Genomic DNA, 15,225 nt, shown 5'->3' on the forward strand with positions numbered 1-15,225 from the left:
ACCTGCTGATTGTCCTTCGGCATCTCACTCCGGCGTCGAAGGAGGCCGGCCTCACTCGCCGTCCTTCAGCATCCTCGCCAGCGCCTCGTTCTCTTCGGCCGTCAGCGGCTCGCCGGCGGGGCGACGGCGAGTTCGCGCCGAAACGATCAGGAACGTGCCGCCGGCCAGCAGCAGGATGGCCGGCACCGACCACAGGATCGCGTTGCGCAGGCTGAAGCGCGGCTTGAGCAGCACGAACTCGCCATAGCGCGAAACGATGTAGTCGAGCACCTGCCGGTCGCTGTCGCCGGCGCTCAGGCGATCGCGCACCAGGATGCGGAGGTCGCGGGCGAGGTCGGCATCCGAATCGTCGATCGACTGGTTCTGGCAGACCATGCAGCGCAGTTCGGCCGAAAGCCGGCGCGCCCTTTGCTCGAGAGCGGGATCCTTCAGCATCTCGTCGGGCTGGACGGCATAGGCCGCGGGGCCCGCAAGCAGGGCGGCCAGCAGCAGCCAACAGGCGACGGCTCGCAGCGCGGTCATGGCGCGGCTGCGACCGGTTTGGCCGCACCCTGCCGCCTGGCGCGCGCCGGCGCGCCCACACGCAGCCGCCGGTCGAGCAGCGACACGAAGCCGCCGAACATCATGACGAGCGCGCCGCCCCAGATCAGCGTCACCATCGGCTTCCACCAGACGCGGACCACGATCGCCCCATCCTGCGTGGCGTCGCCGAGCGAGACATAGAGCTGGCTCAGGCCGAGCGTGCGGATGCCGGCCTCGGTGGTGGGCATCTGGCGGACGGGATAGAGCCGCTTGGCCGAAGTGATCTGGCCAAGCGCCCTGCCCGGCCGCTCGAGCAGGAAGCGCGCGCGATCCTCGGTGTAGTTTGGGCCGATCACCTTCTCCATGCGATCGAATCGCAACGTGTAGCCGGCGATGTCGATGGTCGCGCCGGGCCGCACGGCGACGATCCTCTCGGTCTCCAGCGACACCACGCTGACGATGCCCAGCACGGTCAGGCCGAGGCCGAGATGCGCAAGCGTCGTGCCGAAGACCGACTTCGGCAGGCCGACGAAGCGCCGCAGCATCACCGAGGGCTCGGCCGAGCCAATGCCGGCGCGAAGCGCGAGGTCGGTCAGGGCACCCAGCACCAACCAGGCGGCCAGGCCGCAGCCCAATGCCGCGAAGACCGAGGCGCCGTCGACGAAAAGAAGCGTGACGAGCACCGCGCCCAGCGCCCCGCCGAAGGCCGCCATCAGGCGCTGCGCGGCAGCCAGCAGGTCGCCGCGCTTCCAGGCGAGCAGGGGGCCGAACGGCACCAGGGCGAGCAGCGGCAGCATCAGCGGGCCGAAGGTCAGGTTGAAGAACGGCGCGCCCACCGAGATCTTGTCGCCGGCGAAGGCTTCGATGAACAACGGATAGAGCGTGCCGATGAAAACCGTGGCAGTCGCCGTCGTCAGGAACAGGTTGTTGAGCACCAGCGCCCCTTCCCGCGAGATCGGGTGGAAGACGCCGCCAGCGGTGAGCGAGGGCGCACGCAGCGCGAAGAGCGAAAGCGAGCCGCCGATGAACAGGGTCAGGATGGCCAGGATGAAGACGCCTCGGCTGGGATCCGTAGCGAAGGCATGAACCGAGGTGAGCACGCCCGAGCGCACCAGGAAGGTGCCGAGCAGCGACAGCGAGAAGGTCAGGATGGCGAGCAGCAGAGTCCAGATCTTCAGCGCCGAGCGCTTCTCCATCACGATCGCCGAATGCAGCAACGCCGTTCCCGCCAGCCAGGGCATGAAGGAGGCGTTCTCGACCGGGTCCCAGAACCAGAAGCCGCCCCAGCCGAGCTCGTAATAGGCCCAGTAGGACCCCATCGCGATGCCGCCGGTGAGGAACGTCCAGGCGGCGAGCGTCCACGGCCGCACCCAGCGTGCCCACGCCGCATCGATACGGCCGTCGATGAGGGCCGCGACAGCGAAGGAGAAGCAGACGGAGAAGCCGACATAGCCGAGATAAAGCAGAGGCGGATGGACGGCGAGGCCGATATCCTGCAGCAGCGGATTGAGGTCCTGGCCTTCGATCGGCGCCGGATCGAGCCGGACGAAGGGGTTGGACGTGACGAGGATGAACAGCAGGAAGGCGACGCCGATCAATCCCTGGACCGCCAACACATTGGCCTTGAGCGTGGCGGGAAGATTGCGGCCGAAGGCGGCGACGAGCGCCCCGAAGAAGGTCAGGATCACCACCCAGAGCAGCATCGAGCCTTCATGATTGCCCCAGGTTCCGGTGACCTTGTAGAGCATCGGCTTCAGCGAATGGGAATTCTGCCAGACATTGGCCACGGAGAAATCCGATTGCATGTAGGCCAGCGTGAGCACCAGGAAGGACAGCGCCGTAAGGGCGAATCCGGTGGCGGCGACTGGCCCGCCGACCGCCATCAGCCGCTCGTCGCCCATGCGCGCGCCTACGAGCGGCACGCTCGCCTGGACCAGCGCCATGGCGAAGGCGAGCACGAGCGCGAAGTGACCGATCTCGACCATGGAACTATTGGCTCTCCTGCCAGAGGCCCTTTTCCTTCAGGCCTTCCGCGACTTCCTTCGGCATGTAGGTCTCATCATGCTTGGCCAGCACGCTGTCCGCAACGAAGACGCCGCCGGGGCCGAAGCTGCCTTCGGTGATGACGCCCTGCTCTTCGCGAAACAGGTCGGGCAGGATGCCATTATAGACCACCTTGACCGTGTCGACCTGGTCGGTGATGGCGAAATCGACCTCCGTCCCCTGCCCGCGCTGGATCGACCCCTTCGCGACAAGCCCGCCGAGCCGGATGCGCTGGCCCTCGCTTACCGGATTGGCCGCGAGATCGCCGGGCATGTAGAAATAGGATGCCTTCTGGCCGAGCGCCCAGAAAGTCAGGAAGGTCGCGAGGCCGAGAAAGGCCAGCGCGCCGCCGATGACAGACAATCTCTTCTGCTTGCGTGTCATGTCCTACTCGGTCCCGCTCAGTCCGAGGGTCGCTGCGAATTGCGTCAGCGCCGTGGCTTCCACACTCCCCTCGCCCAGGGCCGCCACGCCGCGGCTCATCGCATCCAGCGCATCTGTCTTGCGGCCGAGCACCAGGTATGAACGGACGAGCCGCTGCCATCCTTCCAGATCCCTGGGGTTCTGGCGAAGCTTTTGGTCGAGCCCCGCGACCATGGCCTCGATCATGGCGTTGCGGTCGGCATCGGACATGGTGGCGGCCGCCTCCACGTCGTCCTGCGTCGGTCCCGGCGTGGTCGAGGTGGTGGCCCCCGAGGTGGTGGCCTCCGATGTGGTGGAAGGTGCCTTGCCGGCGGCAAGGCGCTTGTCGGCCTCGGCGACGGCCTGCTCGACAGGAACGCGCCACGGTGAATCCGCGGGCAGCTTGACGAGCATCTCTCGCCAGGCCGCGACTGCCTCCTGAAGCTTCCCGTCCTGCGCCATGGCGGTCGCCAGATAGAAACGCGCCTTGGGATAGTCAGGCTCCAGCCTCAGGGCCCTGTTGAACGCTGCCTCGGCCTCGTCGGAAATGACGCCGTCGGCGGCCGAAGCCATCGCCTCACCGAGCCCGGACTCGCGGGCCGCGGTCGACCCTTCGAGGCGGATCGCCGCGTGATAGGCACCGACGGCATCGGCGAAGCGCCCCATGCGCAGATAGACCGGGGCGAGAACGTCCCAGCCCTTGCCGTCATTGGGGTTGGCCGCAAGGTGCTTCTCGGCGCGCGCCACCAGTTCGTCGATCGAGCTCTTCGCCGGATCGGCTTCGAGCCGCGCCTGGAGGGGTTGCGAAGGCAGATCGGGCGAGCCGAGATAGCCGTAGAGCGCCCAGCTCACGACCGGCACCGCGAGAACCGCCGCCATGCCGGCCATGCGCGCTGTCGGCGAGGCCAAGGCGCTCCGTCCGCCGTTCCCGCGCTCGCCGAGCTTCAGGATGCGGCGGCCGATCTCGGCGCGGGCCTGCTCCGCCTCGGTCGGGTTGATCAGTCCGCGACCGACGTCGCGCTCCAACTCCTGAAGCTGATCCTTGTAGACTTCGAGATCGTGATCGGCGGCCGTGGCAACCGAGCGGCGCCCTCGCGCAAGCGGCGCCAGGACGGCAAGGCTGGCACCCAAGGTAAGCAGAGCGGCCACGATCCAGAAAAGCATGCCGATCACATAACCCTTGACGGCACCCCTGCCAACAATCGCGCCATGCGGCCAATTGACGGAGGCATCGGGCGGTGCCGCATCGGCGCGAGGATCGTATACCATCTTCGACAGAGCGTCTTTGCTCACAACTGTCAGTTCATTCCCGCATTTGAAACCCATTCCCGGCGCGAGCGACCGCGACGCGGAACCGGGTGCCGTTACCCGATCGCCGCCGCAAAAGGGCCACGACTGCTTTCGCCCGCGCGTCGGTCGCACGGGCCGGAACCGCGCGATGTTCATGGGCACCCGGAACAGCACTGTCGCGTCTTCCACGACGGCCACCGTTTCCTCGAGTGCGTTCGGAGGGACCAGATCGCTCAGGATGCGCTCCAGCGCCCGGCTCAGGTTGGAAGTGTGTGCCGCGACGATGTCCATGTGGTCGGCGGCCAGCTCGAGACAAGCGTTGAAAAGCCCGGGGCCGGCGTCGTAGCGGTCTCGCTCCAGCGAAAGGATGGTCAACACCCAGCGTTCCAGCTTTTCGCCCGGCGGAAGGTCCTGCGCGGCAACCCTGCCGCGCTGGCGGAGGCGCCGGTCGGTGAAGCCCGGATCCGCGGCTGCGATCCGGAGGTTCACCGACAAAGCCCGCAAACGGACCGCGCCGTCCGGCGGTTCCAGCACCGCGGCTCGAAGCAGGCCTTGGCGCCGCGTTACCGGCCGTTCAGGAACGCGATGATCGCGCGCCGCTCGTCTGCGTTGTTGAAGCGCTGAACCATCCGTGTGCCCGGCACCATCGCCGTAGGATTCGCGAGGTAGGTTTCCAGCGTCTCGGGCGTCCAGGTGATGCCGGAGTCGCGCAGGGAGGGCGAATAGTTGAACCCGTCGACGCTGCCGCCAGCGCGGCCGACCACGCCCTGCAGGTGAGGCCCGGCGCCGTTCCTGGTGGTCGCGATCTGGTGGCAGGACCCGCAACGCTGCCGGAACAGCCGTTCGCCTGAAGCGGTCTCCTGGGCAACTGACAGATCCGTTGCCCAAGCCGCCGTGATCACCGTCAAGGCGGCGAGTACCGCGCCTCTCATCCTTCCATGCCTTTCAGGTCGAGCTTCGAGAGCGGCAAGCTGCGGATGCGCTGGCCCGTCAGCACGGAAGCGGCGTTGACCACGGCGGGCGGCACGCCAGGCAGACCCGGCTCGCCGATACCGCCCATCGGAGCGCCGCTCTCGACGATGCGCACATGCACGCGCGGCATGCGGTCGGGCGGCAGGATGGGATAACCGTCGAAATTGCGCGCCTGCGGCATGCCGTCGACATAGACGACTTCCTCAAGCAGCGCCGAGGACAGGCCGAGGGCGACGGCGGAGTTCACCTGCGCCTCGATGATGGCGGGATTGACGATGCTTCCGGGATCGATCGCCACCCAGACGTCGTGGACAATCACCCCGCCGTCCCGCAGCGAGACCTCTGCGATCGTGGCGACCTCGCTGCCGAAAGGCGAGGCCATGGCGACGCCGCGCGCCCGCCGCGTGCCATCCTCGGCTGTGAACGGCCCACGACGCCATCCGCCGGAAAGATCGGCCACGGCCACAAGGAGGTTTCTGTGCCGCGGGCTGTCTGCAAGGAGGCGATGCCGCAATTCATAGGGATCCTGCTTCCCCGCATCAGCCATCTCGTCGAAGAATGTTTCGTAGAAGAAATCGTTCATCGAATGGCCGACCGAACGCCAGAAGCCGATGATAGCCGGATCGTCCACATGGATCTGGGCGACACGCCTGTTCGGTATCGCATAGATCTTTCCAGCGATACCCTCGACCGCTGAACTGTCGACCTTGTCGGCCTGGCGGCCGAACCAGCGGCCGGTCGGGCCTTCTCCGACCGCAACGGCGTCCAACGCGACCGGCAGGCCGTCGGCATCGAGGCCCGCACGGAAACGTACGGCACCCATCGGCCGCAGCGCATCGCGCAGGAACTCCTCCTCGCGGCTCCAGATCAGCTTCACGGGCCGGCCCGCCGCCTTCGCGAGGAGGATGGCCTGCGGGTACGGATTGGCCGTCCGATAGAGGAAATGCCGGCCGAAGAAGCCGCCCAGCATCGGGGAATGGATGATGATCCTGTCAGGGTCGACCCCTGCGACCTTCGCCGCATCGGCCTGGAACATCTCGGGCGCCTGGTTCGGTATCCACAATTCGAGGGTCCCGTCCGCATTCCAGCGCGCGAGCGCCGAAGGCGGCTCAAGCTGGCCGTGCACCAGATAAGGAGCGCCATAAGTCGCCTCGACGGCAAGCTGAGCACCGCGCATCGCGCCCGCCGCATCACCGACCGTCTCGAAAACGACCCCTTCTCCCGGCGTCGCTTTCAGCTTCGTCGTATGGGCTTCGGAGGAGAAATCCGCCGGCATCGCATGCGCAGTTCCTGCGGCTGGCTCGGTCCAGGTGACCAGCAGGGTTTCGACCGCGCGACGCGCACGCCACCAGCTGTCGGCCAGCACCGCTACCGCGCCCGGCAGCCTATGAACGGAGTGGACGCCGGGCATACGCCGAACATCCGCTTCATTCGCCAGCGCGCCGGGTTCGCCACCGAGACGCGGGCTGTGCTGGACGGCGGCGTGAAGCATGTCGTCGACCTTCTGATCGATCGAATAGAGTGCCTTGCCGGTCGACTTGTCGTGAACATCAAGGCGAGCCACCGGCCTGCCGATCCAGCGGAAATCGGTGCGGGGGCGCAGCATGACGTCGGTTGGGACCGGCAGGTCGGCCGCCGCATCCGCGATTTCCCCGTAGGGGATCGCCCGCCCGGACGCTGCATGAACCACGCGGCCGGGTTCGGTCGAGAGTTCCGAAGTTGGCACGCCAAGCCGAGAGGCCGCGGCCTGCAGCAGCATCTGGCGCGCCGATGCGCCAAGCCTGCGCATCGTCTCGTAGCTCAGGCGCACCGACATGCTGCCGCCGGTGAAACGGCCGCCACCGGTCAAGAGATAGTCGGGGCCGGGAGGAGCACCCTCGACCGTGAAGTTCACGGGGTCGACGTCCAGCTCCTCACCGACGATCTGCGCCATGGCGGTGAAGATGCCTTGTCCACCCTCGATGAAGGCGCTGCGGAAGAGCACCGTGCTGTCGGGACGGATCTCCAGGAAGGCTGAGACCCGCGTGCCGGGCGCGACAGGCGCAGCGGCCTGCGCCCTCGCGCGTCCGACCGGCACGGTGACCGAAAGCACCAGCGCTGCGGCGGCGCCGAGGAAGCCGCGACGCGAAATGTTGAGCGGTCCGTCCTCGCGGGGCGTGGACCAGCGGTTCCCGATGAGGGTCATGTTGTTCATCTATCCCTCCTCACGCCTGGGCGGCCTGCCGGACGGCAGCCGAGATCGCGTTGTAGGTGCCGCATCGGCAGAGGTTCACCATCGCGTCGGCGATGTCGTCCTGGGTGGGCTGCGGCGTCTGCTTCAGGAGCGCCGTGGCGGCCATGACCTGGCCGGACTGGCAATAGCCGCATTGCGGCACCTGATTGGTGATCCACGCTTCGACCACCTTTCTGCCCTCGGGATCCTGCTCGATGGCCTCGATGGTCGTGATCGCCACGCCGGCCACGCTGTCCACCGTCGTCACGCAGGATCGCGTGGCCTGTCCGTCGATCAGCACCGTGCATGCGCCGCACTGGGCGACGCCGCAGCCATACTTTGTACCCGTCATGCCCAGTTCGTCGCGCAGCACCCAGAGCAGCGGCGTATCCGGTTCGACATCGACCTGATGTGTTGCTCCGTTGACTGTCAGTTCCATGGCCTTTTCCTCGTGATTCGCAGGAGATCCAACACGACTGGCTGTTGGCTCGTCGAACCCGAAGAGTAGTTGCCCCTGACCACCGCGATTAGTGCGCTGAATTCGCTTGCGTTGATCGATGAGAGACATAAATCTTGCCTGATCGGTGCGGACAGCGAGATGGCCAGGGAAAATTTCAACGATCTCTTATGGTTCCTGGCTGTGGCCGAGGAGAAGAGCTTCACGCGTGCCGCAGCGAAGCTCGGCATCACGCAGTCCACCCTCAGCCACACGATCAAGCAGCTGGAAACGCGGTTGGGCATCCGGCTGCTCACGCGCACGACCCGCAGTGTGTCAACGACTACGGCCGGCGAGCGCCTCCGGCAGTCGCTTGCACCGCGCGTCGCGGAGATCGAGACGGAGATCGCCGCGCTCATGGAATTCCGCGACAAGCCCGCCGGGACCATCAGGCTGACCCTTTCGGATCACGCGTTTGAAAGCGTCGTGTGGCCGAAGCTCGGCCCGGTGCTCGCGGACTATCCCGATATCAAGCTGGAACTCAGCATCGATAACGGGCTGCGCAACATCGTCGAAGACGGATTCGACGCCGGGGTGCGACTTGGCGAAAGCGTCGAGAAGGACATGATCGCGATCCGCATCGGACCTGACTGGCGCATGGTCGCCGTCGCGTCGCCCGATTACTTCGCCGCGCATCCTTCGCCCCGGCATCCGCAGGAGCTGATCGGGCACAACTGCATGAACATGCGCCAGACACGCGGTGGCGGGCTCTATGCCTGGGAATTCGAGAAGGAAGGTCAGGAGCTTCGTGTCCGGGTGGACGGGCAGTTCACCTTCAACACCTCATACGCAATGGTGGATGCGGCTCTGAGGGGATACGGCATCGCTTTCCTGCCCGAGAGCCTCGTTGAACGGCATGTCGCATCGGGCGAGTTGGTCCAGGTGCTTGACGATTGGTGCCCGAAGTTCGCGGGCTACTACGTTTACTACCCAAGCCGACGACAGAACCTGCCGGCCTTCAAGGTCATTGTCGACGCCCTTCGACACGGCGACGCTTGAAACGCCCGGACAGCACCACCGCGACGACGGAGGCGCACAGCGCGATCTCCGCGCTGACGAGAAACACGGTATCCAATCCGACCCAGGCTGCGATCGCGCCGAGTGCGGGACTGCAAGGCCGAGCGCCACCTCGAGGAAGGCGGCGTAGAGACTATCGCGAGACCCCAGTTGCTTGCGGGAAGGTTCCTCACCGCCTCCAGACCGGGATGGACCAGTGAATATCCGAAACCTGTACTTGTGCCGACATGGCGCCGGCTGCGCCGATGGCTGCTGCCGTGAGGATCTTTCTCATTTGAGTTCACTTTCGGATCGCTCTCGCCGCTTTCGATGACATTGCAATGCCCTAGACGCGAGGCAGCGTCTTGATGGCGCGCCGACCGTCCATGGCGCGATAGCCTTCCGCGACGTCCGCAAGCGGCAGCGTCAGGTCGAAGACCTTTCCGGGATTGATCTTCCGCTCCAGCACAAGGGCCATCAGGTGCGGAAGGAAACGACGCACGGGGGCCGGACCGCCAAGCAGGCTCTTCTGGGCGAAGAACAGGCCCTGGCCGTCGAGCTGAACACCGTGCGGCACGCCGACAAACCCGATCGAACCGCCGGGGCGCGCGCAGTTGATCGCCTGCTCCATCGATTCCTGTGTCCCGACACATTCCAGTACCGACTCCGCGCCGACGCCCCCGGTCAGTTCCCTGATCCGGGCAACGCCGGCGGTACCGCGTTCCGAAACGATGTCGGTCGCGCCGAATTCAAGGGCGAGATCCTGACGTGCCTTGTGGCGGCTCATGGCCACAATGCGCTCCGCGCCCATGTGCCTGGCTGCCAGCACGCCCATCAGCCCGACGGCGCCGTCTCCCACGACAACCGCCGTCGAGCCGGGCTGCACGCGCGCGGCGTCAGCCGCGTACCAGCCGGTGCCAAGGACGTCGGATGCCGCCAACAGGCTGGGGATCAGATCGTCCGCGGGTAAGTCGGGGGTCGCGACCAGCGTGCCGTCGGCGAGCGGCACCCGCGCATAGGGCGCCTGTGCACGGCTCATGAACTCGCGCTGCTCGCACGATGACTGGAAGCCGAAAAGGCAATGCGGGCAGGTATTGTCGGAGATGCAGAACGAGCCGACGACGAATTGACCGGGTTTCACGGTTCGGACCGCGCTGCCGACTTCGACGACCACACCGCAATATTCGTGCCCCATATGCATAGGTTCGATCACCGGCTGGAGCCCGCGATAGGGCCATAAGTCGGAGCCGCAGATGCAACTGGCCGAAAGCTTGACGAGGGCATCCGTGGGAGCGAGGATTTTCGGCTCCTCGACCTCCTCGCAGCGGATGTCGCCGGGACCATAAAGAACCGTTCCGAGCATGGTTGTTCTCCTTTCGTGGATCTGCGGTCAGGAAACCGGTTCGATGCCGAGGGGGAACTCGCCGCGCACCAGCAGGGGATCGAAGCTGCCGTCGATGCGGCCGAGCCGGATCAGTCCCTGGGACCAGTGATATCCGGCGTAGAAGAACGCAAGGTTGCCCCAGGGGGCGTAGTAGCAGACATCGCCGGGATGCTCGTTGCCGAACGGGCCGCTGCCCTCTTCGGTGAGCTTGCGCGGCAGGTAGCTGATCTTCTCGTTGTTCGCGTAGTTGTCGATCGTCAGCTCTTCGAGGGGCAGCATCGAGGCGAAGTCACGCGCGGACGGATTATCCTCGAGCGTCGCCGTCATGCTCTGGTCGTTGAACGAGATGCGGATCTTCATTGGTGCGTATCCTTGTGCATATCCCCTCTTCGTCCCGGCTAGGCCGAACGGAGCGGCGGCGACGGCGAGCACGATGGCCTGACATACGGCCTGGCGGGTGATGAGGCGACACGTCATCTTGCTTCTTTCCGGTGGTCGATGGCTGCTGCGGCGGCGGCGAGAGCCGACCCCAGCAAGAGGATGGCGCCGAGGGCAAATGGGCTCCACCAGCCCAGAATGTCGAAGAGCAGGCCACCCGTCGCTGCGCCCAGCGTGATGGCGAACTGGATGACGGCGACCTGAAGCCCGCCGCCGGCTTCGGCGTCGTCACGCAGGGCGCGGCTCAGCCATGTGCCCCAGCCGACCGGGGCGGCGGTGCCCAAGAAACCCCAGCCGATCAGCAGGATCGTGACGGGAACCGGCATCGAGCCGAACCCGATCAGCGCGGTGGCCAGCAACGCCATGACGAGCGGGATGACGATGAGGACGCTGTAGAGCCTTGTCTTCAGCAGTTGACCGATGACCCAGGTACCCGCGACGCCGGCGAGCCCCATCAGGAGCAGGATTGCGGAGAGCGCCGAAACGCCGACGCCGGTGATAGTTTCGAGGAACGGCCGCAGATAGGTGAACAAAGCGAACTGGCCCATGAAGAGCAGCAGGATCGACGCCATGCCGAGCGCCACCCGGGGGCGTGCCAGCAATCGAAAGACGTTGCCCGATCTCCTTCGCCCCCGCGGCGGCAGCGAAGGCAGGCTGAGCCATTGCCAGACCAGGGCGATCAGGGCCAGCGGCACCACGAGGAAGAACGCGCCGCGCCAGCCGACATGGTCACCCAGTAGGCTTCCGAGTGGCGCGGAAACGGTCGCGGCGATGGCGTTGCCCGCGTTGATCATCGCCAGCCCCTTGGGCACGGCATCCTCCGGCACAAGACGCATGACGATTGCGGTGGACATCGACCAGAAGCCGCCGATGGCGACGCCCAGCAATGCCCGGCCGATCATCATCACCGCGTAGTTCGGTGCAAACGTTACGACGAGCCCCGACACAACCAGCAACAGCGAAAAGGAGACCAGCACGAGCTTGCGGTCGATGTGCTTCGTCAGGCCGGCGACGAACAGGCTGGTAACGACCGCGAATATGCCCGAGATCGAGACCACCTGACCGGTCCGGCCCTCGGTAATGCCGAGATCGAGGGCAACGGGCGTCAGCAGGCTGACGGGCATGAATTCGGAGGCGATGAGCACGGCAACGCAAAGCGCCATCGAAAGCACCGCACCCCACGCGGCGCGGTCACCCAGAAGCCGGGTGTCGTAGGTGGTTTCCATGTCGGGCATCCTTGCAAGACGGCAGGCGGCTCGTTCACGCCGCCGGTTCACCGCTTTGCCCGGGAAATTAGCGCTTCTGCGCCAATCGCATTAGACGGACCAATCCACTTGGACTTATCGATCCGAGCCATGAATAGCGACCGGAGACCACCTAGACCCGGGACGGGATTTTCGTGAGTTGCCGACATCTGGCTAAAGGCTGAATCGCCGTGCGTTTTCGGCACACCTCAGTGTGAGGGAAATACCGGTGCGCATGCCCAGGCTCGCAGTCGCACCGCCGTGGGGGAATTCTCAATCAGGCTTCATCTGTTTCAGTCGAACCGTTCGGTATCTGCCAACGGTCGATCTTCTCGACCGTGGTGGCGCGCAACCGCGTAGCCCACGCCCGTTGGCGCGAAAGTCGAGCGGCCCCGAATGGGCCGCGCCGGCGATCGGGACCCTACTATCAGGTGAGCGGCGTCCAGCTGCCGTCGGGGTTTCGGCAGGCGGTGCCACGCGCCGATTTCGGCTGGGGACCGCCATAGACTGTGTGCTTGTACTGGCGGCAGTCCTGAGAGCCGACCCGGTAGGGCTGGGCCGCGACCACCTCGCCGTAGCGGTTGCCGTCGCCGCGCCAGGTCACGACCTCTCCGCTCGGCGTATGCTCAAGCGCCCGGTATTCCGCCTCCAGCGCACTGCGCTTTTCGCCGCTGTCAAGACCCGCACCGATCGAACCGCCGACCAGGCCGCCCGCCATCTCGTCGATGATCGCCGAGGCGACGGCGCCGCCGGCCTTGGTCTGGCCGCTGCCGGCCGCCTGCGGCGTAGCGTCGTTGCGGCCGAGCCCCATCGTGCTGCAGCCGGAAACTGCCAGCAGTCCGGCGACCACGGTCGCCTGAAATCTCTTTGTTCTCATCGGCTTGCCGCGTGCCGGCGCCTGGAAGAAATTCGTCATGCAAGAAGCCTTCCGCGTAGATGCGATCTTTGACCGAATTTGGGTTGTGCCGCTACTGCCGGATCGGCCATCGCGGCATGCTCGTCCCTTCCCATAGGGCATAGCTGTGAAAGATAGTAAACGAAGGGTTTCGACGGCCCTTTGCGCCGGGGCGCGCCTACTGCGCGCGCTTGAGCTCGACGGAGGCGCGCAGACCGCCGAGCGCCGAGCGCTCCAGCGCGAGCCGGCCGCCATATTCCTTGACGAGGTCGGAGACGATCGCGAGCCCCAGGCCGGTGCCCGGTTTCGTCTCGTCCAGCCGCTTGCCCCGTTTCAGCGCCTCACGCGCCTTGTGCTCGGGAATGCCCGGCCCGTCGTCTTCGATCGAAAGGACGAAATTGCCGCCATTGTCGCCGGACGCCGCGACCGAGACCTGCACGGCGGACTTCGCCCATTTCATGGCGTTCTCCAGCAGGTTGCCCGATATCTCCTCGAGATCCTCACGCTCGCCGGCGAACAGGATCTCCTCGGCCGGCAATGACAAGCCCAGCCGAGTGTCGGGATTGAGTTTTTCCATCACGCGCACCATGCGCTGCAGCAAGGCGGCGACCGGGGTGCGATAGACGACGCTGTCGCGCTGGGCGGCGATCCTTGCCCGCTGCAGATAGTGTTCGAGCTGCGTCTGCATGGACGCCGCCTGCTCGGTGATCAGCCGGCCCTTGTCGCCGCCGATCAGACGCCCTTCGTTCAGCAGCACGGCGAGCGGCGTCTTCAGCGAATGGGCAAGATTGCCGACCTGGGTGCGGGAGCGTTCCACGATGCGCCGATTGTTCTCGATCAGCGCGTTGGTCTCATTGGCAAGCGGTTCGATCTCGGCCGGGAAGCTGCCGTCGAGGCGCTGCGCCGTTCCTTCGCGCACCATCGCCAAAGCGTTGCGAACCCGCTGCAGCGGCTGCAGGCCGAACAGGATGGCGACGGCGTTGATGGCGATCATGCCGACGCCGAAGATCGACAGATAGGTGTAGAGGCTGCGCTCGAAACTGCCGATCTCGGCCTCCAACTCGCTGAGATTGCCCATGACCCGGAAGCGGGCGATGCGGTTGCGGGCGTCCAGCACGAACTCGGCCTCGATGACTTCGAGCTCCTCGCCGGACAGTCCTCCAGCGGTGTAGCTGCGTCGGAATTCGGCATTGAAGGGAACCTCGAAAGCCGATGGCGAAGGGATGGGCTTGAACATGGAGGGCGACCGGAGCTCGCCGTTCAGCCCTTGCGACACGGGCTCCACCGCCCAGTACCATCCCGATCCCGGACGGGAAAACCTGAGGTTCCCGAGGTCGGGGCTGCCGATCAGAGCGCCGCTTTCGGACACGCTGACCGAACTGATCAGGTTGAAGAGGTGAGCCGAGAGCAGGCTTTCGAACCCCCGTTCGCTGGCCTGCCGGTAGAGCGTGGTGATGACGGTCGCGATCACGATCAGGGCAACCACGGCCCAGATCGTCGACAGGGCGATGACCCGGACCGTCAGCGAGCGCGGGACGAGCGTCAGCTTCGGCATGTTGCCGGCTACGCGGCCGGCTCGCGCATGCGGTAGCCCATGCCGCGCACCGTCTCGATCATGTCCACGCCCATCTTCTTGCGCAACCGTCCCACGAAGACTTCGATCGTGTTGGAATCGCGGTCGAAATCCTGATCGTACAGATGTTCCACCAGTTCGGTGCGCGACACGACCTCGCCGACATGATGCATGAGATAGGCGAGCAGCCGGAATTCGTGGGATGTGAGCTTGAGCGGCACGCCGTCGACATCGGCCTTCGACGCCTTGGTATCGAGCCGAAGCGGACCGCAGACGAGCTCCGAGGAAGCATGACCGGCGGCCCGGCGGATCAGCGCCCGCACCCGTGCCAGCACCTCCTCGATATGGAAAGGCTTGGTCACGTAGTCGTCGGCGCCGGCATCGATACCGGCGACCTTGTCGCTCCAGCGGTCGCGCGCGGTCAGCATCAGCACAGGCATCTTGCGGCCGTCGCGCCGCCAGCGCTCGACGACGCTGATCCCGTCCATCTGCGGCAGGCCGATATCGAGCACAACCGCGTCATAGGGCTCGGTATCGCCGAGGAAATGTCCCTCCTCGCCGTCGAAGGCGCGATCGACGACATAACCGGCGTCGACGAGCGCGTCTGCCAGTTGCCGGTTCAGGTCCTTGTCATCCTCGACGACGAGTATCCGCATCGAATCACATGTTTGTTGAGAGGGGCTGCCGGGATCGACATGCCACGATATAGGCCGATTTTGGGCGCGGGAAAATCGCTCCTTCGGTGGCCAGGGTGTGCA

14 protein-coding genes are annotated in these 15,225 nt (G+C 65.8%); 1 reads left to right on the forward strand and 13 read right to left on the reverse strand.

Translation table 11 applies throughout. The features are described from left to right. Positions 1–51: 51 nt before the first annotated feature. The 7 genes from JN302_RS28655 to JN302_RS28685 form a co-directional block, all read right to left on the reverse strand. Positions 52–522 (reverse strand): cytochrome c-type biogenesis protein, encoded by a 471-nt coding sequence (locus tag JN302_RS28655; protein WP_202307595.1) that lies wholly within the window; start codon positions 520–522, stop codon positions 52–54. Further along, on the reverse strand, positions 519–2,507 hold the full coding sequence (locus JN302_RS28660; RefSeq protein ID WP_202329968.1) for a heme lyase CcmF/NrfE family subunit: 1,989 nt from the start codon (positions 2,505–2,507) through the stop codon (positions 519–521). Before JN302_RS28660 ends, JN302_RS28655 begins: the two co-directional genes overlap by 4 nt. Before the next feature lie 4 nt (positions 2,508–2,511). Then, positions 2,512–2,949: a cytochrome c maturation protein CcmE gene (gene ccmE, locus JN302_RS28665; RefSeq protein ID WP_202307598.1), complete on the reverse strand. Its 438-nt coding sequence runs from the start codon at positions 2,947–2,949 to the stop codon at positions 2,512–2,514. Positions 2,950–2,952: 3 nt separating this feature from the next. Continuing rightward, positions 2,953–4,131, reverse strand: coding sequence for a c-type cytochrome biogenesis protein CcmI (gene ccmI / locus JN302_RS28670; protein ID WP_202334478.1), 1,179 nt, complete (start codon positions 4,129–4,131; stop codon positions 2,953–2,955). A gap of 689 nt (positions 4,132–4,820) precedes the next feature. After that, complete coding sequence (locus JN302_RS28675; protein ID WP_202307599.1) at positions 4,821–5,189, reverse strand: c-type cytochrome; 369 nt, start codon at positions 5,187–5,189, stop codon at positions 4,821–4,823. Continuing rightward, the gene (locus JN302_RS28680) at positions 5,186–7,423 is read right to left on the reverse strand and encodes a xanthine dehydrogenase family protein molybdopterin-binding subunit (protein WP_202329969.1); all 2,238 of its coding nucleotides are present in this window, start codon (positions 7,421–7,423) and stop codon (positions 5,186–5,188) included. The genes JN302_RS28675 and JN302_RS28680 overlap by 4 nt, the downstream gene beginning before the upstream one ends. Before the next feature lie 10 nt (positions 7,424–7,433). Further along, on the reverse strand, positions 7,434–7,880 hold the full coding sequence (locus JN302_RS28685) for a (2Fe-2S)-binding protein (RefSeq protein ID WP_202329970.1): 447 nt from the start codon (positions 7,878–7,880) through the stop codon (positions 7,434–7,436). A gap of 159 nt (positions 7,881–8,039) precedes the next feature. On the opposite strand from JN302_RS28685, the gene JN302_RS28690 reads away from it, so the two are divergent. Further along, positions 8,040–8,936 (forward strand): LysR family transcriptional regulator, encoded by an 897-nt coding sequence (locus JN302_RS28690; RefSeq protein ID WP_202329971.1) that lies wholly within the window; start codon positions 8,040–8,042, stop codon positions 8,934–8,936. Between the two features lie 343 nt (positions 8,937–9,279). Here JN302_RS28690 and JN302_RS28695 read toward each other — a convergent pair whose 3' ends face one another. The 6 genes from JN302_RS28695 to JN302_RS28720 all read right to left on the reverse strand — a co-directional run bounded on the left by JN302_RS28695 (position 9,280) and on the right by JN302_RS28720 (position 15,123). Beyond that, positions 9,280–10,296, reverse strand: a complete 1,017-nt coding sequence (locus JN302_RS28695) for a zinc-dependent alcohol dehydrogenase family protein (RefSeq protein ID WP_202329972.1) — start codon at positions 10,294–10,296, stop codon at positions 9,280–9,282. 27 nt (positions 10,297–10,323) lie between these two features. Further along, positions 10,324–10,794: a cyclophilin-like fold protein gene (locus JN302_RS28700; protein WP_244845979.1), complete on the reverse strand. Its 471-nt coding sequence runs from the start codon at positions 10,792–10,794 to the stop codon at positions 10,324–10,326. Continuing rightward, positions 10,791–11,981, reverse strand: a complete 1,191-nt coding sequence (locus tag JN302_RS28705) for an MFS transporter (protein WP_202329974.1) — start codon at positions 11,979–11,981, stop codon at positions 10,791–10,793. Before JN302_RS28705 ends, JN302_RS28700 begins: the two co-directional genes overlap by 4 nt. A 445-nt stretch (positions 11,982–12,426) precedes the next feature. Further along, positions 12,427–12,915, reverse strand: a complete 489-nt coding sequence (locus JN302_RS28710; protein WP_244845981.1) for a hypothetical protein — start codon at positions 12,913–12,915, stop codon at positions 12,427–12,429. A gap of 157 nt (positions 12,916–13,072) precedes the next feature. Then, positions 13,073–14,449: an ATP-binding protein gene (locus JN302_RS28715; RefSeq protein WP_202307607.1), complete on the reverse strand. Its 1,377-nt coding sequence runs from the start codon at positions 14,447–14,449 to the stop codon at positions 13,073–13,075. Positions 14,450–14,457: 8 nt separating this feature from the next. After that, positions 14,458–15,123 (reverse strand): response regulator transcription factor, encoded by a 666-nt coding sequence (locus JN302_RS28720; RefSeq protein ID WP_202307608.1) that lies wholly within the window; start codon positions 15,121–15,123, stop codon positions 14,458–14,460. Positions 15,124–15,225 lie beyond the last annotated feature (102 nt).

The sequence above is a fragment of the Mesorhizobium sp. L-8-3 genome, assembly GCF_016756615.1.
In the GTDB taxonomy this organism is placed as follows: domain Bacteria; phylum Pseudomonadota; class Alphaproteobacteria; order Rhizobiales; family Rhizobiaceae.

Excerpts from the sequence above, each read along its gene's own strand:
- ccmI (WP_202334478.1), bottom strand. The coding sequence starts at position 4,131 with ATGCTTTTCTGGATCGTGGCCGCTCTGCTTACCTTGGGTGCCAGCCTT.
- JN302_RS28685 (WP_202329970.1), bottom strand. The coding sequence starts at position 7,880 with ATGGAACTGACAGTCAACGGAGCAACACATCAGGTCGATGTCGAACCG.
- JN302_RS28720 (WP_202307608.1), bottom strand. The coding sequence starts at position 15,123 with ATGCGGATACTCGTCGTCGAGGATGACAAGGACCTGAACCGGCAACTG.
- JN302_RS28695 (WP_202329972.1), bottom strand. The coding sequence starts at position 10,296 with ATGCTCGGAACGGTTCTTTATGGTCCCGGCGACATCCGCTGCGAGGAG.
- ccmE (WP_202307598.1), bottom strand. The coding sequence starts at position 2,949 with ATGACACGCAAGCAGAAGAGATTGTCTGTCATCGGCGGCGCGCTGGCC.
- JN302_RS28690 (WP_202329971.1), top strand. The coding sequence starts at position 8,040 with ATGGCCAGGGAAAATTTCAACGATCTCTTATGGTTCCTGGCTGTGGCC.
- JN302_RS28675 (WP_202307599.1), bottom strand. The coding sequence starts at position 5,189 with ATGAGAGGCGCGGTACTCGCCGCCTTGACGGTGATCACGGCGGCTTGG.
- JN302_RS28655 (WP_202307595.1), bottom strand. The coding sequence starts at position 522 with ATGACCGCGCTGCGAGCCGTCGCCTGTTGGCTGCTGCTGGCCGCCCTG.
- JN302_RS28715 (WP_202307607.1), bottom strand. The coding sequence starts at position 14,449 with ATGCCGAAGCTGACGCTCGTCCCGCGCTCGCTGACGGTCCGGGTCATC.
- JN302_RS28660 (WP_202329968.1), bottom strand. The coding sequence starts at position 2,507 with ATGGTCGAGATCGGTCACTTCGCGCTCGTGCTCGCCTTCGCCATGGCG.
- JN302_RS28700 (WP_244845979.1), bottom strand. The coding sequence starts at position 10,794 with ATGACGTGTCGCCTCATCACCCGCCAGGCCGTATGTCAGGCCATCGTG.
- JN302_RS28705 (WP_202329974.1), bottom strand. The coding sequence starts at position 11,981 with ATGGAAACCACCTACGACACCCGGCTTCTGGGTGACCGCGCCGCGTGG.
- JN302_RS28710 (WP_244845981.1), bottom strand. The coding sequence starts at position 12,915 with ATGACGAATTTCTTCCAGGCGCCGGCACGCGGCAAGCCGATGAGAACA.
- JN302_RS28680 (WP_202329969.1), bottom strand. The coding sequence starts at position 7,423 with ATGAACAACATGACCCTCATCGGGAACCGCTGGTCCACGCCCCGCGAG.